We start from the raw sequence: 22,909 nt of genomic DNA on the forward strand, positions 1-22,909 counted from the left end.
GGCTCAGCTCAGGCGCCGGCAGACTCACCCTGAGGTGGTGGGCGAATCCGCACAGTACGTATGACGTTGTCGCCGGTTTCGGTAATTTCGACCGGATAGCCGTTCAGTTGCAGCGCCGTGCCGCAGGCCGGAAAGGCCTCGAGCTGCTCAAGGATGAGTCCATTCAATGTTGTGGGTCCGTCTGTAGGCAGATGCCAGTTCATCATGCGGTTCAGTGCCCGGACGTTGATGCTGGCGCTGACGAGCCAAGCGTCCGACTTTTCCTCGCGACGTACCTCCTCGGGCACCTCTTCACCACTGCTGGAGAATTCACCGAGGATTTCCTCAAGCAGGTCTTCGATGGTCACCAGTCCCTGGATATCGCCATACTCATCCACGACAAAAGCCGTGCGCTGCCTGCTGCGCCGAAACTGGGCGAGTAGGCTGTGCAAGGAAGTGCCCTCAGGGATGAAGAACGGTTCATCCATGGTCGCCTCAATGGTTGCCTTGTCGAGTGTGCCCGTGCTTGCAAGCACCAGCTTGCGGATATAGAGAATACCGACCAGGTTTTCGATGTTGCCCCGGAATACCGGCAGGCGGCTGTGGCGACTGGTGGTGATCGTGGTGGCGATTTCGTGCCACTCGCTGTCCAGATCAATGCCTACCAGCTCGTTGTCCGGAATCATGATCTCATCGACGGTCATGTCTTCCAGTTCCAGTATGGACATCAGCATGCGCTGGCGCCGGCGTGGCAGTTTTGTGCCGGCATCCGTCACCAGGGTGCGCAGCTCTTCCAGGGTCAGATGATGCTGGTTGACCTGGTCCGGGCGTACGCCGAACAGCCGCAACAAGGCATTAGAAATGGCTGTGATGAGCCAGACGACCGGCAAAGTTGCCTTGAGCAGAAAGTAATAAACAATCGCGGCCGGCAGGCCAAAAGCCTCGGAGCGAAGTGCGCCCAGCGTCTTCGGCATGACATCCGTGAAAACCATGATGACGAATGCCAGCCCGACGCTGGCGACAGCAACGCCCGCGGGCCCGCCGATCCGCAGTGCCACGAGTGTTACCAGGGCGGTGGCCAGCGTGTTGGCAATATTGCTGCCGATGAGGATCAGCGAAATCAGGCGGTCGGGACGCGCCAGCAGGCGTTCAGCGAGCCGGGCGCCCAAATGCCCCTGCCGCGCCTTGTGCCGCAGCCGGTATCGGTTGAGCGTCAGGAGTGCTGTTTCAGAGCCCGAGAAGAAGGCTGAAATCAGGAGTAACAGGACAAGAAGCGCGATGAGCGTACCGGCAGACAGGTCGTCGCCCAATGAAGTGGACCTCTAGCGGCGAAAGCGGGCATCCATGGTGACCAATGCCTTGTGAGCATGTCAAGGAACCTGTGTTGCGCACATCGACTGGCCTGAATTGCATACAATCAGGCCGTCGCGCCTCGCGCGGCGGATTTCAGCAACTTTAAGGGTCTGCAAGATGTTTGCCAGTCTCAGCGAGCGGTTACGCGGTGTTCTCGACCAGGTGCGCGGCCGCGGCCGGCTGACGGAAGAGAATATCGAAGACGCGGTGCGCGATGTGCGGCGTGCGCTTATCGAGGCAGATGTCGCGTTGCCGGTGATCCGCGACTTCGTGGCCCGCGTACGTGAACGCGCCGTCGGTGCTGAAGTGCTGCGCAGTCTCACGCCCGGACAGGCATTCATCAAGATCCTGCACGACCAGCTGACTGCAACCCTGGGTGAGGGTGTCGCCGAGCTCAATCTGCGTCATCAGCCACCTGCGGTCATACTGCTGGCAGGCCTGCAGGGCGCAGGCAAAACCACGACCGCCGCCAAGCTGGCCCTATATATTCGCGACCGGCTTGGCAAAAGGGCCGGGCTGGCCAGCACTGACACACAGCGGCCGGCAGCCATGCTGCAGCTGGAACGACTCGCCGTATCGATCGATGTTCCATACCTGAGTCCCGCACCGGCACAGAGTCCGCTTGCGATTGCTGACCAGGCCCTCAAGGCGGCCCGGCTGGCCCAGCTGGACGTGCTCATACTGGATACCGCGGGCCGCAGCCGCCTCGACAGTGAGTTGCTGGACGAAGTGCGCGAGATGAGTCAGCGCACTGATCCCATCGAAACCCTGTTCGTCATCGACAGCATGGCTGGTCAGGATGCGGTGAATGCAGCGCAGGCTTTTGCTGCCGCGCTACCGCTAACCGGCGTGATCCTGACCAAGACGGATGGCGATGCGCGGGGCGGAGCGGCGCTTTCAGTCAAGGCGGTAACCGGCGTACCGATCAAGTTTCTGGGTACCGGCGAGGCGGTTGACGAGCTGGAGCCATTTCATCCCGACCGCATGGCCTCGCGCATACTCGGTATGGGCGATGTACTGGGCCTCGTTGAAGAGGTGCAGCGGAAGGCCGATCATGCTGCGGCAGCGCAACTTGCCGAGAAGATTTCCACCGGCAAGCAGTTCGATCTCAACGATCTGCGTGCCCAGCTTGAGCAGATCAGCGGCCTTGGCGGCGTCGAGAGCATGCTGGGCAAGCTGCCGCTGCCGGCGGGCATGTCGGCGGAAAAGCTTGCCGGCCAGGTGGATCCCCGTATGCTGCGTCGCCAGATCGCGATCATCAACTCGATGACGGCCCGGGAGCGTCGCCGGCCCGGGATAATCGACGGATCGCGTCGGAAGCGTATTGCGGCGGGTTCCGGTCTGCCGGTGCAGGCGGTTAACCAGCTCATGAAGCAGCATGCCCAGATGCAGAAAATGATGAAAAAGATGGGCCAGGGTGGTCTGCGCCGCATGATGCGAGGACTCCCCGGGTTCGGGCGGTCCTAATGTCCCTTGACCGGTGCTAATCGGTGAGATTTCAAGTAACATTCCCGGTTTACACGTTCCCGGCACTCAAGATTTAACAGGAATTTGCAGAACGATGGTTACTATCCGTCTGTCCCGCGGAGGCGCCAAGGCGCGGCCCTTTTACCATATCGTCGTGTGTGACTCGCGCCGCGCCAGAGATGGCCGGTATGTCGAGCGGGTTGGCTTTTTCAGCCCCATGGCGACCGCCAACGAAGAAAAGCTCCGTATTGATCTGGCGCGCGTCGATTACTGGATCGGCGTTGGCGCACAGCTTTCCGATCGCGTTGCCTCGCTGCTGAAGGGTTTCAGGCGCCAGGCTGACGTCGCCAAGGCCGCCTGAGCGTTTCCGGCCTCCGGGCCGTGACGCGCAGCTGCAGATCTTGAGGCGCGCTTCGGTTTTCGGCAGCCCATGACTGCGGTCAACGATCGAAGGGTGGCGGTAGGCCGGATTGCGGGTTTGTTCGGGGTTCGTGGCTGGCTAAAGGTTTATTCGTATACCGATCCCCGCGATAACGTCGTCAGCTACAGTCCCTGGTATCTGGTCCGCGATGGCCAGAGTCGGCAGGTCAAGGTGCTTTCGGGACGTGCCCACGGTGACACTGTCGTTGCCTTGATTGAGGGCGTCCAGGATCGGGATGTCGCGGCTGCGCTGGTCGGCTCTGAAATAGAAGTAGACCGGGCCGTATTCGGCACGGCGGGTCGCGAGCAGTTTTTCTGGACGGACCTGCAGGGGATGAAGGTTCAGACCCTGGCAGGTGAGAGTCTTGGCGTGGTTGATCACCTGTTCGAGACCGGTGCAAATGATGTAATGGTCGTTGTCGGCGAGCGTCGGCATCTGGTGCCTTTCCTGTATGGCAGGGTAGTGACCAGGGTGGATGCGGAGCAGCGGCTGATCACGGTTGACTGGGACCCCGGCTTTTAGCCAGGACCCCGGATTGACGACGAGGATGGGCTGAGCGTGGATATCGCGGTCGTATCGCTGTTTCCGGAGATGCTCGCGCCCTTTGCTGAGTTTGGAGTTGTCGGGCGGGCGGTACAGCGCAAGCTGGTGCGGATGGAGACTGTCGATCCGCGCAGCTACGCGACCGACGCGCACGGTACGGTGGATGATCGGCCCTATGGCGGTGGTCCGGGCATGCTGCTGCGGGTGGAGCCGTATGCGACCGCAATAGCGGCCGCACGGACCAGGGTTCCGGACGGAAGTCCGGTCATCTTCCTGACACCCCAGGGGCAGGTCTTCGACCAGACGGTGGCGCGACGGCTTGCTGCACTGCCAGGGATGATCCTGGTGGCTGGCCGCTATGAGGGATTTGATGAACGACTCATCGAGATCGCCTGCGACGAGGAATTGTCGCTTGGCGACTTTGTGTTGAGTGGTGGCGAAGTTGCGGCGATGGCCGTTATCGATGCCACGCTGAGATTGCTGCCGGGCGTGCTGGGCGATGAACAGTCTGCGGTGGAGGATTCGTTCTCCACGGGCCTGCTCGATCATCCACACTACACGCGGCCGGAGGTGATACATGGCCGGGCTGTACCTGGTGTTCTGCTGGCGGGTGATCACGAAGCCATCCGTCGCTGGCGCAGAAAACAGGCGCTTGGCCGGACAAGTCTGCGCAGGCCGGAGTTGTTGCAGGGTGAGAAGCTTGGCAGCGAAGATCGCAGGCTGCTTGACGAGTTTCTCGAGGAGCGGCAGCCCGGGAATGAGGACGATAACCGCCCGCTGCACTAGGCCGGAACCCGGCCGGTGTGGAGGGGCTTGAACAGGCGTTTGAACAGAGTTGGATCACGACCATGCGAAACATCATCGAAACACTTGAATCCGAAGCCCTCAAGACCGGGATTCCTGACTTTGTGCCTGGCGACACCGTCGTAGTGCAGGTACGGGTCAAGGAAGGTACTCGCGAGCGTCTCCAGGCCTATGAGGGCGTGGTGATTGCCCGTCGAAACCGGGGCCTGAACTCGTCATTTACCGTGCGCAAGGTGTCGCATGGCGAAGGCGTGGAGCGCGTTTTCCCGCTGCACAGCCCGACGGTCGCCGAGATCACGGTCAAGCGCCGTGGTGCGGTGCGCCGGGCCAAGCTCTACTATCTGCGTGATCGCAGCGGCAAGTCCGCGCGTATTCGCGAAAAGGTCTGATCGCCCGGGTTTTGCCGGTGCCTGGTCTGCCACGGTATCGCGCTGAACCGGACCCGTACCGATGGTTCCGGTCGGGGCTGTGCCGGGCAGTTGCTGCCGCGCTATGCGCTGTGATGATGTCAGGCTGCGCCAGTATGGCGAGGTCGGCAGCAGCGGATTTCGCCAGCAATCTTTCAGCGGCAATCCTGAATCAGGATGATCCTGAACTCGTTCGCGACAGCCTGCCCGCCTATCTTCTCGTTCTCGACTCGCTGGCAGCCTCGCCGGAGGCGACAGGCGATGTGCTCGGTGCGAGCGCCAGGCTTTATGCTGCATACGCCGTGGTGTTCGTTGCCGATCCGGATCGGTCGGCAAAGCTTGCCGCCCATGCCCGTGCCTACGGCGTGCGTGCCCTGTGCGCTGATGGCAGAGGGCATGGCTGTGGTATCGACAGGCTGCCCTATCCCGAACTTCAGTTGCAGCTGGACAAGGCCGATTCCGGTGACGCTTCGGTACTTTTGAGCTATGTCGTCGGTTCACTGGCCTATATCAGAACCCATGGCGAGGACTGGCAGGCACTGGCCGAACTGCCGCGAATGGAAAGCGTCCTGAACCGGCTGCTGCTGATCAGTGCAGACAGTGATGCAGCACAAGTGAATACCTATCTCGGTGTGCTCAACACCCTGCGGCCCGCCGCGCTCGGTGGGCATCCGGAGCGAGGACGCGTATATTTTGAACGCGCACTGGAGCTGACCGGCCGGCGCGACCTTGGTGTCCTGGTTGACTATGCACGGGGCTACGCGCGTCTCGTCTATGATCGCGAGTTGCACGATCAGCTGCTCAACGAAGCGTTGCAGGCGGACCCCCGTCAGCCAGGCTATACGTTGTTCAATATACTGGCTCAGCGACAGGCTGCCGAGCTGCTGGCTTCGGCCGATGACTATTTCTAGAGGCGCTTTGTACTGATGCTTACCCAGCCGAAACGATTCATGCCGATACTGTGTTCGCTGGCGATCCTGGCCGGCATTTGCCTGCCGGGACTGCTCCATGCCGCCGACCTGAAGATTGCAACGGTGGCACCGGAGGGGTCTTCATGGATGAAAGACCTGCGTGCTGCAGGGCTGCAGATCCGGGAGCAGACATCCGGCCGCCTGAATCTGAAATTTTACGGCGGTGGCATACAGGGCAGTGACCGCAAGGTCCTGCGCAAGATTCGCATCGGCCAGCTGCAGGGTGGCGTTTTTACGTCCAACGGCCTGCAGGAGCGCTATCCGGATATCGTGATTTACGGCTCGCCGATGCTCTTTGACACGATTGACGAAGTGGATTTTGTGCGCAAGCGCCTGGACCAGCGGCTGGCTGCCGGACTTGAAAATGCCGGTTTCGTGTCCTTCGGGTTTGCAGGCGGTGGCTTTGCCTACCTCATGTCCAACAAGCCCGTAAAGGGTATTGCAGACCTGCGTGGGCAGAAGATATGGGTTCCCGAAGGTGATCCGACCAGCTATGCGGCGATGGAATCACTGGAGCTCTCGCCTGTCGCACTGCCGATTACTGATGTACTCACCGGCCTGCAGACGGGCCTGCTGAATATAGTCGCAACGCCGCCGGTGGGTGCGGTCGTCCTCCAGTGGTACACCAAGACGAAATACATCACGACGCAGCCACTCAGCTACACCATCGGTCTGCTCGCTATCGACAAGGGTGCTCTCAGGAATGTCAGTGCCGCCGATCAGGCCGTGCTGCGCGAAATAATGACGAAGCTCTATCAACACTTCGATGCGCAAAACCGCATCGACAATGCCAATGCGGAGGAGGCGCTGCGGGCCAACGGTATGCAGTTCCTGCAACTGGACCCCGCCGAAGTACCGGTATGGCGTGAATCCACGGCGCGCGCAATGGACAAGCTTGCGGCAAGAGGCGACATCTCAGCCGATCTGCTGCGTGAAGCCCGTGGCTATGTTCAGGAGTTTCGCGCAGCCCGGTCAGGCGGCAAGGCGGCTGGTTCGGGCCAGTGACCTGGTCGCAACAATCGCCGGAGCAGTCCGGCGACGCTGGCGGCATACTGCAACGCGCTGAGCGCATTGGCCGCGGGCTGGAAAACCTGCTGCTTGCCATCATCCTGTTCGCGATGATCGGTCTGGCCGCATACCAGGTCGCATTGCGCAATATCGCCGGCAGTGGCATCAGCTGGGCAGATGAGGCCCTGAGGCTGATGGTGCTGTGGGCGGCGATAGTCGGCGCCGTAGCAGCCAGCCGGGACAACGTGCATCTGCGTATCGATTTGCTGTCGCGATTCCTTTCCCGAACCGGACGCACTGCTACCGCGCTTGTGGCGGACCTGTTTACGGTTGCCGTGGCAGGAATACTTGCCTGGTACTCCTGGGAATTCGTTGCGGAGTCACGCGAGTTCGGTGACCAGATATTCGGTGATCTGCCTTTGTGGCCGTTTCAGGCCGTGTTGCCCGCCGGCTTCGCGCTGATCGCCTACCGGTATCTGATTCGTACCTTCGCCCAGTTGCGCGCACTCCTGCGCGCCGGGGGAGCACCGTCGTGATATTGACCGGACTCCTGCTGATCCTGCTGGCCCTGATGGGTGCGCCGCTGTTTGCGATCATCGGCGCCAGCGCACTGCTCGGTTTTGCGCGCAGCGACATACCACTGACGGCGGTGCCGATCGAGATCTTTGGCATTGCGGAAACGCCCATTTTGCTTGCGATTCCCCTGTTTACCTTCGCCGGGTATCTGTTGAGCGAAAGCCACGCGGCGGCCCGGCTGGTTCGACTGAGTTCTGCCTTGCTTGGCTGGTTGCCGGGGGGGCTCGCGATGGTTGCGGTAGCGACCTGCTCGCTGTTTACGGCATTTACCGGTGGTTCGGGCGTGACGATCATCGCCATCGGGGCGCTGCTGTACCCGGCCCTGGTGCAGTCCGGCTACAAGGAAGGATTTACGCTCGGGCTGGTGACCTCCTCGGGCAGCCTCGGCCTGCTGTTTGCGCCATCGCTGCCGCTCATAATCTATGGAATTATCGCCGAGGTCTCGATAGACGAGCTGTTTATCGCCGGCATTCTGCCCGGCGTGCTGATGATGCTCGCCCTCGCAGCCTATTGCCTGTGGATGAACCGGTCCAACCGTCGTCCCATTTCGGAATTCTCCTGGCGTGAGGTCGTGCAGGCGGCACGCGAATCCGTCTGGGAGTTGCCGCTGCCAGTTGTCGTGCTGGGCGGAATCTACAGCGGGCTGGTTGCGGTTTCGGAGGCCGCTGCCGTGACGGTCGTTTATGTGCTGGTCATCGAAACGCTGGTTTACCGCGAGATTCCGCTGCGCAAGCTGCCGGGCATCGTGCGTGACTCGATGGTGCTGGTTGGCGGCATTCTGCTGATACTCGGTATTTCGCTGGCATCGACCAACTACATGATCGATGCACAGGTGCCGCAGAAGCTTATCGCCCTGGTTACCAGCTATATATCCAGTCAGACGAGCTTTTTGTTCCTGCTGATCGGCTTTCTGATGGTCATCGGCTGTATCCTGCACATCTATTCGGCGCTGGTTCTGGTCGTACCGCTGATATTGCCGGTAGCGGCGAAGTACGGGATCGATCCGGTTCACCTTGGGATCATTTTTGTTGCCACGATGGAACTCGGATACCTGTTGCCGCCCATCGGGCTGAACCTGTATATCTCCAGCTACCGGTTTGAGCAGCCGGTACTGCGCGTCTGTGCGGCGACCTTTCCGTTTGTGCTGATACTGCTGGTCGCAGTATTGTTGATCACCTTTATCAGCCCGCTGTCGCTGGCCCTGGTCGGAAAGTGATACGGCAGCCCTGGCTGACAAGCTCATCTGTTGCAGAGGGTGCTTTATGAGCAATAGCTATCGGTCATTCTGTTGCGCTGTACTGGTACTGCTCCTGGCCGGTGTTGAAGCGCGCGCCGGCATCCCCGCCGAATTCCTGCGTGTACCGCCCGGGTTCAAGGCCGAGATCCTGATCGCTGATGTCCCGAAGGCCCGGTCAATGGCATTGGGCGCCGCAGGAACCCTGTTTGTGGGTACGCAGTTTGGCGACGGGACCGTATACGCGATTCGCGATGCACTGGGTGAACATCCGCAGGTCACGAAATTTGTTCAGGGCCTGAAGGTACCGAACGGGGTGGCCTTTCGTGACGGGGCACTCTACATAGCGGAGCCGCAGCGCATATTGAAATTTCCGCGGGCCGAGGAAGCGAGCGCGGGGCCGCGCGTACCCGAAGTCCTTGTCGCAGACCTGCCCTACAAGAATGCGCTGCATGCATGGAGGTATCTGGCTTTCGGACCGGACGGCAAGCTCTATGTGCCTGTCGGCGCGCCGTGCAATATCTGTGACGAGAGGAAGTTCGGCCTGATCCTGCGCATGAACGCTGATGGCAGTGGGCGCGAAGTCATTGCCCGCGGGGTGCGCAATTCGGTTGGAATGAGCTGGCATCCACAGACCGGTGAGTTGTGGTTCACAGACAATGGTCGCGACATGCTTGGCGATGAGGTGCCGGCCGATGAGCTGAACCGGATGCCGGTCGCAGGCCTGGATTTCGGTTTCCCGTATTGTCATGGTGGCGATCTGGCCGATCCCGAGTTCGGTGCGCTCGGCAGCTGTGCCGATGCACAGGCGCCGGTGCAGAAGCTCGGGCCGCATGTGGCAGCGCTGGGTGTCCGCTTTTATACCGGTGCCATGTTTCCTGCCGAATACCGCAATCAGATCTTCATTGCCGAGCATGGCTCCTGGAACCGCAGCAAGGAAGTTGCCCGGACTGGCTACCGGATCACGCTGGTGCGTCTGAAAGGGAATGCCGCCGTTTCTTACCAGCCTTTTGCGGAGGGCTGGCTGGACGGCGACAAGGTTCAGGGCAGGCCCGTGGACCTGCTCGTCGCGCCTGATGGCTCGCTGCTGGTGAGTGACGACGAGCGGGGCGCGATTTACCGTATCAGTTATCAACCGGGGGCCTGACGGGGTACGGTACCCGAAGGGACAAACGGAGAGGTTTCGATGTCGATTTCCGGATTCATGGCGAAACTGGCACGGGCGATCTGGTACGGGCTCGATACCCTGCGCAGGGTCCTGCATCTCATTCTCCTGCTCGCTCTGTTCATCGCGGTGCTGGCCGGGCTGGCCAGTGGTGTGGCGCCCGTTCCGTCGACAGCCGCCCTGGTAATCAATCCCGGTGGGGCGCTGGTCGAGCAACTCGAGGGCAGCCCGCTCGATCGTGCGATCGCCCAGTTCAACAACCAGGCTGAGCCACAGACACTGGTGCGCGATATCACCGACAGCCTGGAATATGCCGCGAGCGATGACCGGATCAAGGCGGTCGTCCTCGATCTCGACGGGCTGGAGTCAGGCGGGCTGGCCAAATTGCAGACCATTGCACTGGCTGTTGACAAGGTGCGTGCCGCGGGCAAGAAGGTCATAGCGTTTGGCAACGGCTATACGCGGGATCAGTACTATCTCGCATCGCGCGCCGATGAGGTGATCATGCATGACCTGGGCATGGTCTACCTGGATGGCTATGAGTACTACCGGATGTTCTTCAAGAGTGCGCTCGACAAACTCTTCGTTGACGTCAACGTTTTCAAGGTAGGTGAGTTCAAGTCGTTCGTTGAGCCCTTCACCCGGAATGACATGTCGGCAGCAGACCGGGAGGCAAGTCAGCGATGGATTGGCTCTCTGTGGAGCGCGTGGGAGCGGGACGTTGCCGCCGCGCGCGGCATGGAAGTGAAAGCGCTCGATGACTACAGCAATGAATTTGCCGGCCATATCGAGAATGCCGGAGGCCATGCGGCCAAGGCCGCAGTAGCCGCACATCTGGTGGACAGGCTCATGTCCCGTCCCGAGTTTGATGACTACGTCACCGGTATGGTCGGTCCGGACGATGCCGACGACGGCGGCTACAGCGGTATAGATTTCAAGGAGTATCTCGCAGCGACTGCGATCGAACGCAGGCTTGCGGAGCCGCATGAGCACAACGTTGCAATAATCGTCGCTGCCGGTGAGATCGTGGATGGTGAGGCACCGCCCGGAACCGTGGGCGGAGATACGCTTGCTTACCAGATTCGTGAGGCCAGACTGGATGACAGCATTGATGCCGTGGTGTTGCGCATCGATAGCCCGGGCGGCAGCATGTTCGCATCACAGGTCATCAGTGATGAGCTCGATGCACTCAGGGCGGTTGGCAAGCCGCTGATTGCGTCGATGAGTTCTGTCGCTGCATCGGGCGGTTACTACATCGCGATGCCGGCGGACGAGATATGGGCGAGCGATACCACGATCACCGGGTCCATCGGTGTCGGTGCGATTCTGCCCACTGTACAGCGCGGTCTGGAGCAACTCGGCGTGCATGTCGATGGCTTCGGTACCACGAAACTCGCCGGGCAGCTGCGGCTCGACCGGCCGCTGGGCGATGATGCGCGCCGCATCCTGACAGCCAGCGTAGAGGATGCCTACCGGATATTTGTTGGACACGTCGCTGCTGCCCGTGACATGACGCCCGAGCGCGCCGACAGCATCGCCCGGGGGCGTGTCTGGATAGGTGCTGATGGCAAGGAACTCGGTCTGGTCGACAGCATCGGTGGACTGGACGAGGCCGTACAGGCTGCGGCCAACCGTGCCGGACTGGACGCAGGCAAGTATGGGCGCCGCTACATCCAGCCCGAGATGTCCTTCGGCCAGCGGCTGGCCGCCGAGCTGATCACGCGGAGCGTCCGGGTGCTGAGTGTGCTGGGCTTGCGCGCACCGGAGACGATTCCGTCCGGGCTGGTGCGCCACGCGATGCGCGCCATCGATCGGGAAGTGAAGGCCCTGACAGCGCTCAACGATCCGCGCAGTCTCTACTATCACTGCTTCTGCAGTATCGACTAGGACTTTTTCGGATAATCGAAGAGGTGCAGACTGCCTGATGCAGTCGCAAGGGTTGCCCAGCTGTCCAGGTCGAGGTCGATCACTGCCATGCCGCAGGTCGGTATGTTGTCGATGCCGCTGCCCGTGAACTGATTGGCGAGATCCGTCAGGCCGGGATTGTGCCCGCAGACGATGATGTCCCTGAAGGAATCAGCCTGGCGGGCAAGCACCGCAACAATCTGTTCCGGTGTGGCGAGATACAGTTCAGGCTCGCGCTGGAGAAATTCCGGCGGGTAGCCAAGTTCGCGCGCGATGATTTGCGCCGTGTGGCGGGCCCGCACCGCGGGGCTGCAAAGGATCAGCGATGGTCTGGAGCCGCGTGCGAGCAGGCGGCGGCCCATCACCGGCGCATCCTGCTGGCCGCGCTGGTTCAGCGGCCGGTCATGGTCGCTGGTTCCGGCTTCCTGCCAGGAAGACTTCGCGTGGCGAAGCAGTGTCAGCCGGCGGAGCATGGAGTCAGTAAAGCCCTGTTTCCAGCCTTGCGGTCTCGGACATCATGTCCCGGTTCCATGGCGGGTCGAAGACCAGTTCCACATTCACTTCAGCCACGGTTGGCAGCAGGCTGATCTTCTGTCGGGCTTCTTCGAGCAGGATTTCGCCCATCCCGCAGCCTGGTGCGGTCACGGTCATCATGATGTTGACGACGCGATCTCCGGAAGGGCGTTTTTCGATCGAGCAGCCGTAGACCAGCCCGAGGTCCACGACATTGATCGGGATTTCCGGGTCGTAGATGGTCTTCAGCTGCTCCCAGGCGAGCGCTTCAAACTGCTCATCGGTGGCATTGTCCGGTAGAGTTGGCGGGACTGTTGGTTCCTTGCCCAGTGCATCAGCGTCTGCGCCGGCCACGCGAATCAGGTTGCCCTCGAAATACACGGTAAAGCTGCCGCCCATCGCCTGGGTGATGTACGCCAGTGAGTCCTTGGGCAGGGTTACCGGAATGCCGTTTGGCACCACGAGTCCCTCGACATCGCGGCGAATGACGACCGGTTCGTTATCGATTCCGTTCATTGCAGTTTCTCATTCGGTTGTTACGGTCTCCTGAACCGCATCAAGTGCTGCGCGCAGCGCCTGCCAGGGCAGCGTCGCGCAGCGGATTCTCGATGGATAGTCGCGCACGCCGCCGAGGGCAGCGAGCTCGCCTTCCAGTTTTCCGGTTTCCGGGCCGGACAAGCCGGCCATGAAATCATCGATCGACTGGCGTGTGGCCGCGACAGTCCTGCCGGTGACCGCATCGCTCATCATGGAGGCCGAGGCCAGCGAGATGGCACAGCCACTCGCCTCATACGCAACATCGGCCAGCACATCATCCTGCAGGCGCAGGTAGACATGAATCTTGTCGCCGCACAGGGCGTTGTGGCCCTCAGCCTCGTGGTCATATGCCTGGGGTCGCCGACGGTTGTGTGGATGACGGCTGTGACTGAGCACCGTCTGCCGGTAAAGATCCGTCAACGACGTATCCGCTGCGCTCACGCGAACATCCGTATCGCAAGGCGCAGCGCATCGATCATCTGATCGATTTCGGCGCGCGTGTTGTAGAACGCAAAAGAAGCACGCGCGGTTCCGGGGATTCCAAAACGCTCCATCACCGGCATCGCACAGTGGTGGCCGGCGCGTATTGCCACACCGTGCTGGTCGAGGACTGTGCCCACATCGTGCGGGTGAATCCCGTCCACGTTGAACGACACGACACCGGCTTTGTGTGCGGCCGTGCCGACCAGACGCAGACCGGGCAGGGCACTGAGTGCATTGCTTGCGTAGGTCAGCAGATCGGCTTCATGGCTGGCGATATTGCCCATGCCGACCTGGCGCAGGTAGTCGACGGCGGCGCCAAGCCCGGCAGCACCGGCGATATGCGGTGTACCGGCTTCGAGACGGTAGGGCAGTTCATTGTAGGTCGTGCCGCTGAAGCTGACGGTGAGGATCATGTCGCCACCGCCCTGATACGGGGGCAGCGTTTCCAGGAGTTCCTCGCGACCATAGAGCACACCGATGCCTGTCGGTCCACACATCTTGTGACCGGAAAATGCGTAGAAATCGCAGTCCAGCGCCTGTACATCGACGCCCTGGTGGGCGATCGCCTGTGCGCCATCGATGAGTACCGGTATACCGCGGACATGTGCGCTGGCAATGACCTGCCGGACCGGATTCACGCTGCCGAGTGCATTTGATACGTGGGTGATGGCTACGAGGCGTGTGCGCTTGCCGAGCAGTTTCTCATACTCATCGAACAGCAGTTCGCCCTCGTCGTTGATCGGCACCACACGGAGAATGGTGCCCCTGCGCTCGCAGAGCATCTGCCACGGTACGATATTGGAGTGGTGCTCCATTTCGCTGATCAGGATTTCGTCGCCAGCAGTCAGGCGCTGCCCCAGCGTCGCGGCAACAAGATTGATGGCCTCTGTGGTGCCGCGGGTAAATACGATTTCGCGCGTCGACCGGGCGTTGATGAAGCTGCGTACAGATTCCCGTGCACCTTCATAGATATCCGTGGCGCGGTGACTCAGGGTGTGCACACCCCGATGTACATTGGCGTGATCCTGCGTGTAGTAGCGGGAAATCGTATCGATTACCTGTACGGGCCGCTGCGTCGATGCCGCGCTGTCCAGGTAGGCCAGCGGGTAGCCGTTGATTTGCTGATGCAGGATCGGAAAGTCACGCCGGATGGCCTCGACATCAAGCCCGGCAGCGGGCGGAAGCCTGCCGGTTTCGGCAGTCGCCGGGCTGTTTGACTTGCTGTTCATCAGATTGCCGCTCCGTCCAGTGCTTCCAGGCGCGACTGAAGCCGGGCAGCCACGCGTACGCCGAGATCCTCCGGTTTGATGAGCGCCAGCGTCGCATGGAGAAATGCCGTGATCAGTGCCTGACGCGCTTCGTCCGGCCCCAGGCCGCGTGTGCGCAGATAGAAAAGCGCATTCGCATCAAGTTCACCGGTGGTCGCGCCGTGACTGCAGCGGACATCATCGGTAAAGATCTCGAGTTCGGGCTTGGTGTCAATTTCGGCGGTTCCGGCGAGCAGCAGATTGCGACTGTTGAGGGCCGACGCCGTGCGCACTGCACCGGGCTGCACGATGATCCGCCCATTGAATACCCCCCGGCCGTGGCCGGTCGCGAGTCCATGAAACATCTCGCGACTGCCGGTGTCCGGAGCACGATGGTCGATCGTGGTGTGATTGTCGATGTGCCGGTGACCATCGACGACAAATGCGCCATTGATGTTGGCGATCGCACCGGCGCCATTCAGCGCCACTGAAAGATCCTGGCGCACGAGCTGCCCGCCGAAATCGAGGCTGGTAGCGGACAGGATTGCGTCCCGGTCGAGTTCGATATGCGTGGTCTCGGTCAGGAAGCCATCAGCCGGGAGATCCTGTATACGCAGCAGATCAAGGTGCGAACCAGCGCCGCAGTGGACTTGCGTGACGGCATTCGCGACTGCGCCGGCTGCGCTGCGATGTTCGATGATCAGGCTCATCCGGCTGCCGGGTGCCAGTTCGATGAGCAGGCGCGGTTGCGCCATCGCTGTGCCGCTACTGGTCAGGCGCAGGTGCAGCGGAGGGGGCGGCGTGTCGGCGGTCGCCGTGCAGCGCAGGTACAAACCGTCGCTGAGCAGTGCCAGATTCAGCGCCGCCAGTGGTGGCCGGGTATCGTCCGGCGTACTGTGGCTGGCCAGGAGTCCGGTAGCGCGGGCGCGCAACTCAGGGCTGAGCTGGCGCAAACTGTGTACCTCGATGCCAGCTGACAGCACATGCGCGCCGGAGCCCGGTCCTTCCAGAAGGCCGTCCAGCAATTCCAGGTGTGGCTGGCCTACGGATTCTTCAGTGGTCGGTCCGGGTGTCGCCGTATCCGCTGCCGTGGCCTCGTTGGCGAGACAGGCAGCTCCGCGCTGCATGTAGTCAGTGAGACTGGTGTAGCGCCATTCTTCCTGCGTGATGTCAGGCAGACCATTTTCAGCCAATACGTTGATTGCCGAGTCGCGCAGCTCCGTCAACCAGGTCAGTTGCGGAATGGCGTTCCTGTTGCGCTGACAGGCGTCGCGCCAGATCGGATTGAACCCGGTGTTCATCGTGCTGCTGTCTGTGTCTGGCTTTTCGCCGCCGCGACCGTCTGGTCGTAACCCTCGGCCTCAAGTTCCAGAGCCAGTGACCTGTCGCCGGTCCGGATGATCCGCCCGCCGGCCAGCACATGCACGAAGTCGGGCCGGATGTAGTCCAGCAGACGCTGGTAGTGCGTTATGAGCACAAACGCGCGGTCCGGACCGCGCTGACTGTTCACGCCATTGGCCACCACCTTCAGGGCATCGATGTCGAGCCCCGAGTCGGTTTCATCGAGTATGCCGAGTACCGGTTCCAGCACTGCCATCTGGAATATCTCGTTGCGCTTCTTTTCGCCACCCGAGAAACCTTCGTTGACGCCGCGATTCAGGAAGCTCTCGTTCATCTGCATCAGTTTCGCTTTTTCGCGCACCAGGCGAAGAAACTGTGCCGCATCGATCTCCGCTTCGCCGCGCGCCTTGCGGCGGGCGTTCAGGGCCGCTCGCAGCAGATAGACATTGCTGACACCCGGGACTTCTACCGGGTACTGGAAGCCGAGAAAAAGGCCGGCCCGCGCCCGCTCTTCCGGCTCCATGGACAGCAGGTCCTGATCGCGGAAACTCACGGAACCCGAAGTGATCGTATAGCCTTCGCGTCCGGCCAGCACATGGGCGAGGGTGCTCTTGCCGGAGCCATTTGGTCCCATGACGGCGTGAACCTCGCCAGCGCGTACCACGAGGTTCATGCCGGTCAGGATTTCCTTGCCGGCGACGGTGACCCGCAGGTCAGTGATGGTCAACAGTGGTGCTGATTGCTGCAAGCGATACGCGCGGCCGGTCAGCCGACTGCGCCCTCCAGGCTGACGTTGAGAAGATTCTGTGCCTCTACGGCGAATTCCATCGGCAGTTCGCGAAACACCTGTTTGCAAAAGCCGTTGACGATCAGATTGACCGCGTCTTCCTGCGACAGGCCGCGCTGCCGGCAATAGAAAAGCTGGTCGTCACCGATCTTCGAGGTGGTGGCTTCGTGTTCGACAATCGCGCCGGGATTGCGTATTTCCATGTACGGATAGGTATGCGCGGCAGAGCGACTGCCCATCAGCAGTGAATCGCACTGCGTGAAGTTGCGCGCACCTTCGGCTGTCGGCAGTACCTTGACCAGGCCGCGGTAGGCGCTCTGCGAGCGTCCGGCCGCAATGCCTTTCGAAACGATGGTGCTGCGCGTATTGCGGCCGATATGGATCATCTTGGTGCCGGTGTCGGCCTGCTGCAGATTGTTGGTGACGGCAACAGAGTAAAACTCGCCGACGGAGTTGTCGCCGCGCAGAATGCAGCTCGGGTATTTCCAGGTGATGGCGGAACCGGCCTCGACCTGGGTCCATGAAATCTTCGAATTGGCGCCGCGGCAGTCACCGCGTTTGGTGACGAAATTGTAGATGCCGCCACGCCCGTCCTCGTCGCCGGGATACCAGTTCTGTACCGTGGAATACTTGATGGTCGCATCCTTGAGGGCAACCAGCTCGACGACCGCTGCATGCAGCTGGTTTTCGTCACGCTGTGGCGCTGTACAGCCCTCGAGATAGCTGACGTGACTGCCTTCCTCGGCGATGATCAGGGTGCGTTCAAACTGGCCGGTCTTGGCCTGGTTGATCCGGAAGTATGTGGACAGCTCCATCGGGCAGCGCACGCCCTTCGGAATATAGACAAAGGAGCCATCGGTAAACATTGCCGAGTTCAGTGCGGCAAAATAGTTGTCGCGGTAGGGGACAACGGTACCGAGATATTGCCGGACCAGGTCGGAGTGTTCGCGGGCCGCTTCGGAGAACGAGCAGAAGATCACGCCGGCAGCTGCGAGCCTTTCCCTGAAAGTGGTTGTGACCGAAACGCTGTCAAACACCGCATCTACCGCAACGCCGGCAAGCCGGGCGCGCTCGTGCAGCGGTACACCCAGCTTCTCGTAGGTGGCAAGAAGTTTCGGGTCTACCTCGTCAATGGATTTGAGTCCGGGTGTCTTCCGCGGCGCCGAGAAATACGAGATGTCCTGGTAGTCGATCGGCGGGTAGTGCAGCCGGGCCCAGCCCGGTTCGCGCATTGTCAGCCAGTGACGGTAAGCTTTCAGTCGCCACTCAAGCAGGAACTCCGGCTCGTCTTTCTTCCGGGAGATAAAGCGGATCACCTCCTCGCTGTGACCAGGCGGCACCGTATCTGACTGGATGTCGGTGACAAAGCCATGCTGGTAGCGGCGGTTGACCAGTTCGTTGAGACCAGGGTTCTGCAATTTACTGTCCATGCTTGTTCGGTGGCCCGTTCAGTCCGATGAGCGGCGTTCCGGCGACCTGCCGCGTCGTGCCGAAAGGTCGTGCAAAGGAAATTCATGCGGCGGATGGGCGAGATCCGCCAGCGTTACGGTGTCCAGTGCGCAACGGATGGTGCGGTTGATTTTTTGCCATGCATCGCCAACCGGGCAGCCATCCTCGAGTTCGCACTGGCTATCGGTCATGCTGCACTCGGTAATGCTGAGGGGGCCTTCCAGTACATCGACGATTTCTGCCGCACTGATGTCCTTCGGCAGGCGCGACAATGCGTAGCCGCCTTCTGCACCGCGCAACGAGTGCACCAGATCTCCACGCGCGAGGATCTTGAGCAGCTTTTGTACGGTAGGCAGCGCAATACGAGTGCCGTTCGCGACATCGTTGGCAGAGCAGACCTCGCTCCTCTGCGCTGCGAGGTAGACGAGGATCATCGTGCCGTAGTCCGTCAATTTACTGATGCGAAGCATATGGGACCATCTTAGTCCAATATGCTTTTCAGGGGAATAGGGGGAAGCCTGCCGGCCCGGCCTGTTGCCGATATCTGAACTCAGCCGCTGCGCAGAATTTGCTATCCTTGCGAACCTAAAAATAACGGGCTGCGGTCATCGGCAGCTGGATCACAAGCGGAGGTTTATGTCATGACTGCGCAGTCTCTGGCCGCAATCGCTCAGGCGATGGTGGCGCCGGGCAAGGGAATTCTGGCCGCTGACGAGAGCTCGGGCACTATCAAGAAGCGCTTTGACGCAATCAGGCTTGAGTCGACCGAAGAAAATCGTCGCGCCTATCGGGATCTGCTTTTCACCACGCCGGGTGCTGCGGAATTCATCAGCGGCGTCATCCTGTATGACGAAACCATCCGTCAGTCCACGCGTGATGGTGTGCCCTTTGCGAAATACCTTGCGCAGCAGGGCATTATCCCGGGCATCAAGGTCGATGCCGGCGCGAAGGCCCTGGCAGGTTTCCCGGGCGAGAAGGTTACCGAGGGTCTCGACGGCCTGCGCGAGCGCCTGAAGGAGTACGCGGGTCTCGGTGCGCGTTTCGCCAAGTGGCGCGCCGTCATCACGATCGGTTCCGGAATTCCATCCGCCTGGTGCCTGCAGGCCAATGCCCATGCGCTGGCTCGTTACGCAGCACTGTGTCAGGAAGCCGGTATTGTTCCGATCGTCGAGCCGGAAGTGCTGATGGATGGCGACCATACGCAGGCCCGCTGCGCGCAGGTGACCTCTGAAGCACTGGAGAGAACTTTCATTGAGTTACGCCATCATCGCGTTGATCTTGAAGGGATTGTTCTGAAGCCGAACATGATCGTATCGGGTACGGACTGCAAACAGCAGGCATCGGTTGCCGAGGTTGCCGAAGCAACGGTCCGCTGCCTCAAGTCGATGGTTCCGGCGAGCGTGCCCGGTATCGCCTTCCTGTCGGGTGGGCAGAGTTCCGAACTGGCCACCGAGCACCTCAGCGCGATCAACGTGCTGGGCGGATTGCCGTGGCAGGTAACCTTCTCTTATGGCCGGGCGTTGCAGGCACCTGTGCTCAAGGCCTGGGGAGGCAAGGCTGAAAACGTCAAGGCAGGTCAGGCCGAGTTCTACAAGCGGGCCCGCCTGAACGGGCTGGCACATGGCGGGAAGTACAAACCTGCGATGGAAGCTGCGTGAAAGCCGCTTCGGCCGCTGACAACCTGATCGAGATCAGCGGCCTGCGTTTTTCGCGAGGCAGCCGGCTGATCTTTGATGGCCTGGAACTTGCGATTCCCCGTGGCAGTATCACGGCGATCATGGGTCCCAGCGGTACCGGCAAGACGACACTGCTCCGCATGTTCACGGGGCAACTCAAGCCGGATGCGGGCAGCGTCCGGGTTGCGGGGCAGGAAGTGCCCCGCCTGTCCAGAACCGATCTCTATGCGCTCCGCCGGCGGATGGGCATGCTGTTCCAGAACAGCGCGTTGCTGACGGATTTCAGCGTTTTCGAAAATGTTGCCTTTCCGGTGCGCGAAAACACCAACCTGCCCGAACGACTGCTTCGCAACGTGGTGCTGACCAAATTGCAGTCGGTAGGCTTGCGTGGCGCGGCGAACCTCATGCCCTCCGAACTTTCCGGTGGCATGTCGCGGCGCGTGGCGATGGCCAGGGCCATGGTTCTGGATCCGGAGTTGCTGCTCTACGACGAGCCATTCTCGGGGCTCGACCCCATCTCGCTCGGTGTGGTTCTGCGCCTGATCCGGCTCAACAACGATGCACTGGGGCTTACCAGTATTGTGGTCTCGCATGATGTGGCGGAGATCTCGCATATTGCGGATCATTGTTTTGTTATCTCGGAAGGCAAGGTTATCGCCAGCGGTCGGCCCGACGAGCTTGCGGACAGTGAGTCCGAACTGGTTCGCCAGTTCATGACAGGCGCAGCCGACGGCCCGGTACCTTTCCACTATCCTGCGCCCGACTATCGGCAGCAGTTGCTGGGCGGTTCCTGATGACGCTGTTCATGCAGTTGCTGGACAGCCTGCTGGCCTCCATGCGCAAGCTGGGGGCGGTTGTACTGTTTCTGGGCGCGATTCTTGCGCAATGCCCGGCGGCATTTACCCGGCCCAGGCTGATTTCGGCTCAGGTATACAATGCCGGTGTGCTGTCGCTGGTGATCATCATGACCTCGGCGTTTTTTGTCGGCATGGTGATCGGTCTGCAGGGCTACGATTCGCTGGCTCGTCTCCGTCAGGAAGACATCCTCGGTGCGGGTGTCGCGCTGACGCTTATCAAGGAACTGGGCCCGGTAGTCACTGCACTGCTGTTTGCCGGGCGTGCCGGTACGGCCCTGGCTTCGGAAATCGGCCTTATGCGCGCCACGGACCAGCTGGCCGCCATGGAAGTAATGGCCATCGACCCGATCAGGCGCATCGTTGCACCGCGGTTTGTCGGTGGCGCCATATCGGTACCGCTGCTGACGGCCGTATTCAATGCCATCGGCATTCTTGGTGCCTGGTTCATCGGCGTGTATATCATGGGCGTGGACGGTGGCGCGTTCTGGTCGCAGATGCAGGAGTATGTCGATCCGTCTGATATTGGCGAAGGCGTGTCCAAGAGCATTGTGTTCGGCATCGCCGCGAGCCTGATCGCTGTTTACGAAGGCTACAATTGTGCGCCTACGGCCGAGGGTGTCGGCATGGCGACGACGCGTACGGTAGTTACCACCTCGATCGCCGTACTGATACTCGACTACATGATCACCGCATTTCTGATTTGAGGACGATACGGCATGGAAAGCAGCAGACCACGTGAGCTCGGTACCGGGCTGTTCGTATTTCTGGGTTTTGCGGCCCTGCTATTTCTGGCGACCCAGACGACGGACCTCGATGAATATGCCGGGGATGAAGGCTACCGGGTAACGGCGCGTTTTGAAGATGTAGCCGGCCTGAAGGTGCGTTCGCAGGTGACGATGTCGGGTGTGAACATCGGTCGGGTCGAGAGCATAAAATTCGACAATGATCGGCTCGACGCTGTCGTTACGATGCGCATTAACAGTCAGTTCAACCGCATCCCGGATGATTCTGACGCCAGCATCCTGACGGCGGGTTTGCTGGGCAGCAAGTACATCGGGATCGGGGCTGGTGGCTCCGATACCTATCTCGCTGAAGGTAGTGAGCTGCAGATCACGCAATCAGCGGTGATACTCGAACAGCTGATCGGCAAGTTTCTGTTCAGCAAGGCTGAAGAGGGCGGTACCTCGGCATCGCCTGCCGGTTCCGAATAGGAGGATGGTCGGCTCATGAAGACTTTCGCAACACTTGCCCTGGTGCTCCTGTCCCTTGTTGTACAGGCCGACAATCGCACCCCGGATCAGGTGGTGACCGAGACGGCCGAGACCCTGGCGAGGCATATCGAGGGCAAACAGGCCTGGCTGGCAGCCAACCCGGCCGAGCTCTACAAACTCGTCGATGAAGTCTTTTTGCCGGTATTTGATACCGACTATGCCGGGCGGCTGGTACTCGGCAAGAACTGGCGCACCGCAACGCCAGAGCAGCGCAAGAAGTTCATAGATACTTTCTATGACTTCCTGCTGCACAGCTATGCGCGTCATGTGTTGCGTTTTGAGCGCGACAAGGTGCGGATTCTGCCGGCAGCCAGTGCCGTACCTGACCCGAAGAATACGGTCGTGAAAAGCATCATGCAGCTGGACGACGGTACCACGCTGCCCGTGAACTACAGCCTGCATAAGACCAAAGACGGCTGGCGCGCCTTCGATGTGCGCATCGAAGGTATTTCATACGTACAGAACTACCGTAACCAGTTCAACGCTGAAATCAGTGCCAAGGGTATCGATGCCGTCATTGCCCGCCTGCAGGCCGATGCAGCCAAGATGGACACCATTGCCAGTCCCGGTCCCAAGCCTGCAGTTCCTGGTGCCGCTCCCAAATGACCACGACGCCTGAGTTGCGCTCCGTCGGAACTGGTCAGCTGCGTCTCAGTGGACCGCTGGTCTTTGCGACCGCTGGTGAACTGCTGGATGTGAGCCGCAGGACGTTTGTCGGCGACTCCGATCTTTCCATTGATCTCGGTGGCGTAACCAAAGTGGACAGCGCAGGCCTTGCCTTGCTGCTGGAATGGCTGCGCTGGGGGCAAGCCGAGCGCCGCTCGGTCAGCTTCACCCACTTGCCGGACAAACTGCTTGCTATCGCCCGGCTGAGTGGCGTCGAGGAGATGCTGGTGACGGGTAACGGCGGCTAGT

Annotated in this window: 26 protein-coding genes; 17 read left to right on the top strand and 9 right to left on the bottom strand. The window is 60.8% G+C overall.

Features of this window, described 5'->3' with window-relative positions:
• Positions 1 to 8: 8 nt before the first annotated feature.
• The gene (locus tag H6979_01140) at positions 9 to 1,277 is read right to left on the bottom strand and encodes an HlyC/CorC family transporter (protein MCP5138451.1); all 1,269 of its coding nucleotides are present in this window, start codon (positions 1,275 to 1,277) and stop codon (positions 9 to 11) included.
• Positions 1,278 to 1,449: 172 nt separating this feature from the next.
• On the opposite strand from H6979_01140, the gene ffh reads away from it, so the two are divergent.
• From ffh to sppA, 11 genes are all read left to right on the top strand, one after another.
• Positions 1,450 to 2,799, top strand: coding sequence for a signal recognition particle protein (gene ffh, locus H6979_01145; GenBank protein MCP5138452.1), 1,350 nt, complete (start codon positions 1,450 to 1,452; stop codon positions 2,797 to 2,799).
• Positions 2,800 to 2,893: 94 nt separating this feature from the next.
• Positions 2,894 to 3,160, top strand: a complete 267-nt coding sequence (gene rpsP, locus H6979_01150) for a 30S ribosomal protein S16 (GenBank protein MCP5138453.1) — start codon at positions 2,894 to 2,896, stop codon at positions 3,158 to 3,160.
• Between the two features lie 69 nt (positions 3,161 to 3,229).
• On the top strand, positions 3,230 to 3,742 hold the full coding sequence (rimM, locus tag H6979_01155) for a ribosome maturation factor RimM (GenBank protein ID MCP5138454.1): 513 nt from the start codon (positions 3,230 to 3,232) through the stop codon (positions 3,740 to 3,742).
• 36 nt (positions 3,743 to 3,778) lie between these two features.
• Positions 3,779 to 4,549 carry a tRNA (guanosine(37)-N1)-methyltransferase TrmD gene (trmD, locus tag H6979_01160; GenBank protein ID MCP5138455.1) on the top strand — a complete coding sequence of 257 codons (771 nt, stop codon included), beginning with the start codon at positions 3,779 to 3,781 and terminating at the stop codon, positions 4,547 to 4,549.
• Between the two features lie 62 nt (positions 4,550 to 4,611).
• The gene (rplS, locus tag H6979_01165) at positions 4,612 to 4,956 is read left to right on the top strand and encodes a 50S ribosomal protein L19 (protein ID MCP5138456.1); all 345 of its coding nucleotides are present in this window, start codon (positions 4,612 to 4,614) and stop codon (positions 4,954 to 4,956) included.
• A gap of 134 nt (positions 4,957 to 5,090) precedes the next feature.
• Positions 5,091 to 5,885 (top strand): hypothetical protein, encoded by a 795-nt coding sequence (locus H6979_01170; GenBank protein MCP5138457.1) that lies wholly within the window; start codon positions 5,091 to 5,093, stop codon positions 5,883 to 5,885.
• 39 nt (positions 5,886 to 5,924) lie between these two features.
• Positions 5,925 to 6,950: a TRAP transporter substrate-binding protein DctP gene (dctP, locus tag H6979_01175; GenBank protein ID MCP5138458.1), complete on the top strand. Its 1,026-nt coding sequence runs from the start codon at positions 5,925 to 5,927 to the stop codon at positions 6,948 to 6,950.
• Positions 6,947 to 7,489 (top strand): TRAP transporter small permease, encoded by a 543-nt coding sequence (locus H6979_01180; GenBank protein ID MCP5138459.1) that lies wholly within the window; start codon positions 6,947 to 6,949, stop codon positions 7,487 to 7,489. Before dctP ends, H6979_01180 begins: the two co-directional genes overlap by 4 nt.
• Positions 7,489 to 8,745: a TRAP transporter large permease subunit gene (locus H6979_01185; GenBank protein MCP5138460.1), complete on the top strand. Its 1,257-nt coding sequence runs from the start codon at positions 7,489 to 7,491 to the stop codon at positions 8,743 to 8,745. Before H6979_01180 ends, H6979_01185 begins: the two co-directional genes overlap by 1 nt.
• A gap of 46 nt (positions 8,746 to 8,791) precedes the next feature.
• Entirely contained in the window at positions 8,792 to 9,910 is a 1,119-nt protein-coding gene (locus H6979_01190; GenBank protein MCP5138461.1) for a sorbosone dehydrogenase family protein, read from the top strand.
• Between the two features lie 39 nt (positions 9,911 to 9,949).
• A complete protein-coding gene (sppA, locus tag H6979_01195) occupies positions 9,950 to 11,815 on the top strand; it encodes a signal peptide peptidase SppA (protein ID MCP5138462.1) in 1,866 nt (621 codons plus the stop codon).
• On the opposite strand, the gene H6979_01200 is transcribed toward sppA, so the two are convergent.
• The 8 genes from H6979_01200 to H6979_01235 are packed head-to-tail and all read right to left on the bottom strand — an operon-like array spanning position 11,812 to position 18,660.
• The gene (locus tag H6979_01200) at positions 11,812 to 12,306 is read right to left on the bottom strand and encodes a histidine phosphatase family protein (GenBank protein ID MCP5138463.1); all 495 of its coding nucleotides are present in this window, start codon (positions 12,304 to 12,306) and stop codon (positions 11,812 to 11,814) included. The two genes, sppA and H6979_01200, sit on opposite strands and share 4 nt — an antisense overlap.
• A gap of 4 nt (positions 12,307 to 12,310) precedes the next feature.
• The gene (gene sufT, locus H6979_01205) at positions 12,311 to 12,862 is read right to left on the bottom strand and encodes a putative Fe-S cluster assembly protein SufT (protein ID MCP5138464.1); all 552 of its coding nucleotides are present in this window, start codon (positions 12,860 to 12,862) and stop codon (positions 12,311 to 12,313) included.
• 9 nt (positions 12,863 to 12,871) lie between these two features.
• Entirely contained in the window at positions 12,872 to 13,324 is a 453-nt protein-coding gene (locus H6979_01210; protein ID MCP5138465.1) for an SUF system NifU family Fe-S cluster assembly protein, read from the bottom strand.
• Complete coding sequence (locus H6979_01215) at positions 13,321 to 14,595, bottom strand: cysteine desulfurase (protein MCP5138466.1); 1,275 nt, start codon at positions 14,593 to 14,595, stop codon at positions 13,321 to 13,323. Before H6979_01215 ends, H6979_01210 begins: the two co-directional genes overlap by 4 nt.
• Positions 14,595 to 15,914 carry a Fe-S cluster assembly protein SufD gene (sufD, locus tag H6979_01220; protein ID MCP5138467.1) on the bottom strand — a complete coding sequence of 440 codons (1,320 nt, stop codon included), beginning with the start codon at positions 15,912 to 15,914 and terminating at the stop codon, positions 14,595 to 14,597. Before sufD ends, H6979_01215 begins: the two co-directional genes overlap by 1 nt.
• Positions 15,911 to 16,684 carry a Fe-S cluster assembly ATPase SufC gene (sufC, locus tag H6979_01225; protein MCP5138468.1) on the bottom strand — a complete coding sequence of 258 codons (774 nt, stop codon included), beginning with the start codon at positions 16,682 to 16,684 and terminating at the stop codon, positions 15,911 to 15,913. Before sufC ends, sufD begins: the two co-directional genes overlap by 4 nt.
• Before the next feature lie 35 nt (positions 16,685 to 16,719).
• Positions 16,720 to 18,171, bottom strand: coding sequence for a Fe-S cluster assembly protein SufB (gene sufB, locus H6979_01230; GenBank protein MCP5138469.1), 1,452 nt, complete (start codon positions 18,169 to 18,171; stop codon positions 16,720 to 16,722).
• A gap of 18 nt (positions 18,172 to 18,189) precedes the next feature.
• The gene (locus H6979_01235; protein ID MCP5138470.1) at positions 18,190 to 18,660 is read right to left on the bottom strand and encodes an SUF system Fe-S cluster assembly regulator; all 471 of its coding nucleotides are present in this window, start codon (positions 18,658 to 18,660) and stop codon (positions 18,190 to 18,192) included.
• A gap of 171 nt (positions 18,661 to 18,831) precedes the next feature.
• Between H6979_01235 and H6979_01240 the strand changes: the two genes are divergently transcribed.
• From H6979_01240 to H6979_01265, 6 genes are read left to right on the top strand one after another with little or no spacing between them, the layout of a single operon-like run.
• Positions 18,832 to 19,848 (top strand): fructose-bisphosphate aldolase class I, encoded by a 1,017-nt coding sequence (locus tag H6979_01240; protein MCP5138471.1) that lies wholly within the window; start codon positions 18,832 to 18,834, stop codon positions 19,846 to 19,848.
• Complete coding sequence (locus tag H6979_01245) at positions 19,845 to 20,660, top strand: ATP-binding cassette domain-containing protein (protein MCP5138472.1); 816 nt, start codon at positions 19,845 to 19,847, stop codon at positions 20,658 to 20,660. The genes H6979_01240 and H6979_01245 overlap by 4 nt, the downstream gene beginning before the upstream one ends.
• A complete protein-coding gene (gene mlaE / locus H6979_01250) occupies positions 20,660 to 21,427 on the top strand; it encodes a lipid asymmetry maintenance ABC transporter permease subunit MlaE (protein ID MCP5138473.1) in 768 nt (255 codons plus the stop codon). The genes H6979_01245 and mlaE overlap by 1 nt, the downstream gene beginning before the upstream one ends.
• 12 nt (positions 21,428 to 21,439) lie before the next feature.
• Positions 21,440 to 21,934: an outer membrane lipid asymmetry maintenance protein MlaD gene (gene mlaD / locus H6979_01255; GenBank protein ID MCP5138474.1), complete on the top strand. Its 495-nt coding sequence runs from the start codon at positions 21,440 to 21,442 to the stop codon at positions 21,932 to 21,934.
• A gap of 15 nt (positions 21,935 to 21,949) precedes the next feature.
• Complete coding sequence (locus tag H6979_01260; protein MCP5138475.1) at positions 21,950 to 22,600, top strand: ABC transporter substrate-binding protein; 651 nt, start codon at positions 21,950 to 21,952, stop codon at positions 22,598 to 22,600.
• On the top strand, positions 22,597 to 22,908 hold the full coding sequence (locus tag H6979_01265) for an STAS domain-containing protein (GenBank protein ID MCP5138476.1): 312 nt from the start codon (positions 22,597 to 22,599) through the stop codon (positions 22,906 to 22,908). Before H6979_01260 ends, H6979_01265 begins: the two co-directional genes overlap by 4 nt.
• The last annotated feature ends 1 nt before the right edge of the window (position 22,909 follow it).

It is taken from the genome of Chromatiales bacterium (assembly GCA_024234935.1).
Lineage (GTDB): Bacteria > Pseudomonadota > Gammaproteobacteria > Steroidobacterales.

Excerpts from the sequence above, each read along its gene's own strand:
- ffh (MCP5138452.1), top strand. The coding sequence starts at position 1,450 with ATGTTTGCCAGTCTCAGCGAGCGGTTACGCGGTGTTCTCGACCAGGTG.
- rpsP (MCP5138453.1), top strand. The coding sequence starts at position 2,894 with ATGGTTACTATCCGTCTGTCCCGCGGAGGCGCCAAGGCGCGGCCCTTT.
- rimM (MCP5138454.1), top strand. The coding sequence starts at position 3,230 with ATGACTGCGGTCAACGATCGAAGGGTGGCGGTAGGCCGGATTGCGGGT.
- rplS (MCP5138456.1), top strand. The coding sequence starts at position 4,612 with ATGCGAAACATCATCGAAACACTTGAATCCGAAGCCCTCAAGACCGGG.
- H6979_01170 (MCP5138457.1), top strand. The coding sequence starts at position 5,091 with ATGGCGAGGTCGGCAGCAGCGGATTTCGCCAGCAATCTTTCAGCGGCA.
- dctP (MCP5138458.1), top strand. The coding sequence starts at position 5,925 with ATGCCGATACTGTGTTCGCTGGCGATCCTGGCCGGCATTTGCCTGCCG.
- H6979_01190 (MCP5138461.1), top strand. The coding sequence starts at position 8,792 with ATGAGCAATAGCTATCGGTCATTCTGTTGCGCTGTACTGGTACTGCTC.
- sppA (MCP5138462.1), top strand. The coding sequence starts at position 9,950 with ATGTCGATTTCCGGATTCATGGCGAAACTGGCACGGGCGATCTGGTAC.
- H6979_01200 (MCP5138463.1), bottom strand. The coding sequence starts at position 12,306 with ATGCTCCGCCGGCTGACACTGCTTCGCCACGCGAAGTCTTCCTGGCAG.
- sufT (MCP5138464.1), bottom strand. The coding sequence starts at position 12,862 with ATGAACGGAATCGATAACGAACCGGTCGTCATTCGCCGCGATGTCGAG.
- H6979_01215 (MCP5138466.1), bottom strand. The coding sequence starts at position 14,595 with ATGAACAGCAAGTCAAACAGCCCGGCGACTGCCGAAACCGGCAGGCTT.
- sufD (MCP5138467.1), bottom strand. The coding sequence starts at position 15,914 with ATGAACACCGGGTTCAATCCGATCTGGCGCGACGCCTGTCAGCGCAAC.
- sufB (MCP5138469.1), bottom strand. The coding sequence starts at position 18,171 with ATGGACAGTAAATTGCAGAACCCTGGTCTCAACGAACTGGTCAACCGC.
- H6979_01235 (MCP5138470.1), bottom strand. The coding sequence starts at position 18,660 with ATGCTTCGCATCAGTAAATTGACGGACTACGGCACGATGATCCTCGTC.
- H6979_01240 (MCP5138471.1), top strand. The coding sequence starts at position 18,832 with ATGACTGCGCAGTCTCTGGCCGCAATCGCTCAGGCGATGGTGGCGCCG.
- mlaE (MCP5138473.1), top strand. The coding sequence starts at position 20,660 with ATGACGCTGTTCATGCAGTTGCTGGACAGCCTGCTGGCCTCCATGCGC.
- mlaD (MCP5138474.1), top strand. The coding sequence starts at position 21,440 with ATGGAAAGCAGCAGACCACGTGAGCTCGGTACCGGGCTGTTCGTATTT.
- H6979_01260 (MCP5138475.1), top strand. The coding sequence starts at position 21,950 with ATGAAGACTTTCGCAACACTTGCCCTGGTGCTCCTGTCCCTTGTTGTA.
- H6979_01265 (MCP5138476.1), top strand. The coding sequence starts at position 22,597 with ATGACCACGACGCCTGAGTTGCGCTCCGTCGGAACTGGTCAGCTGCGT.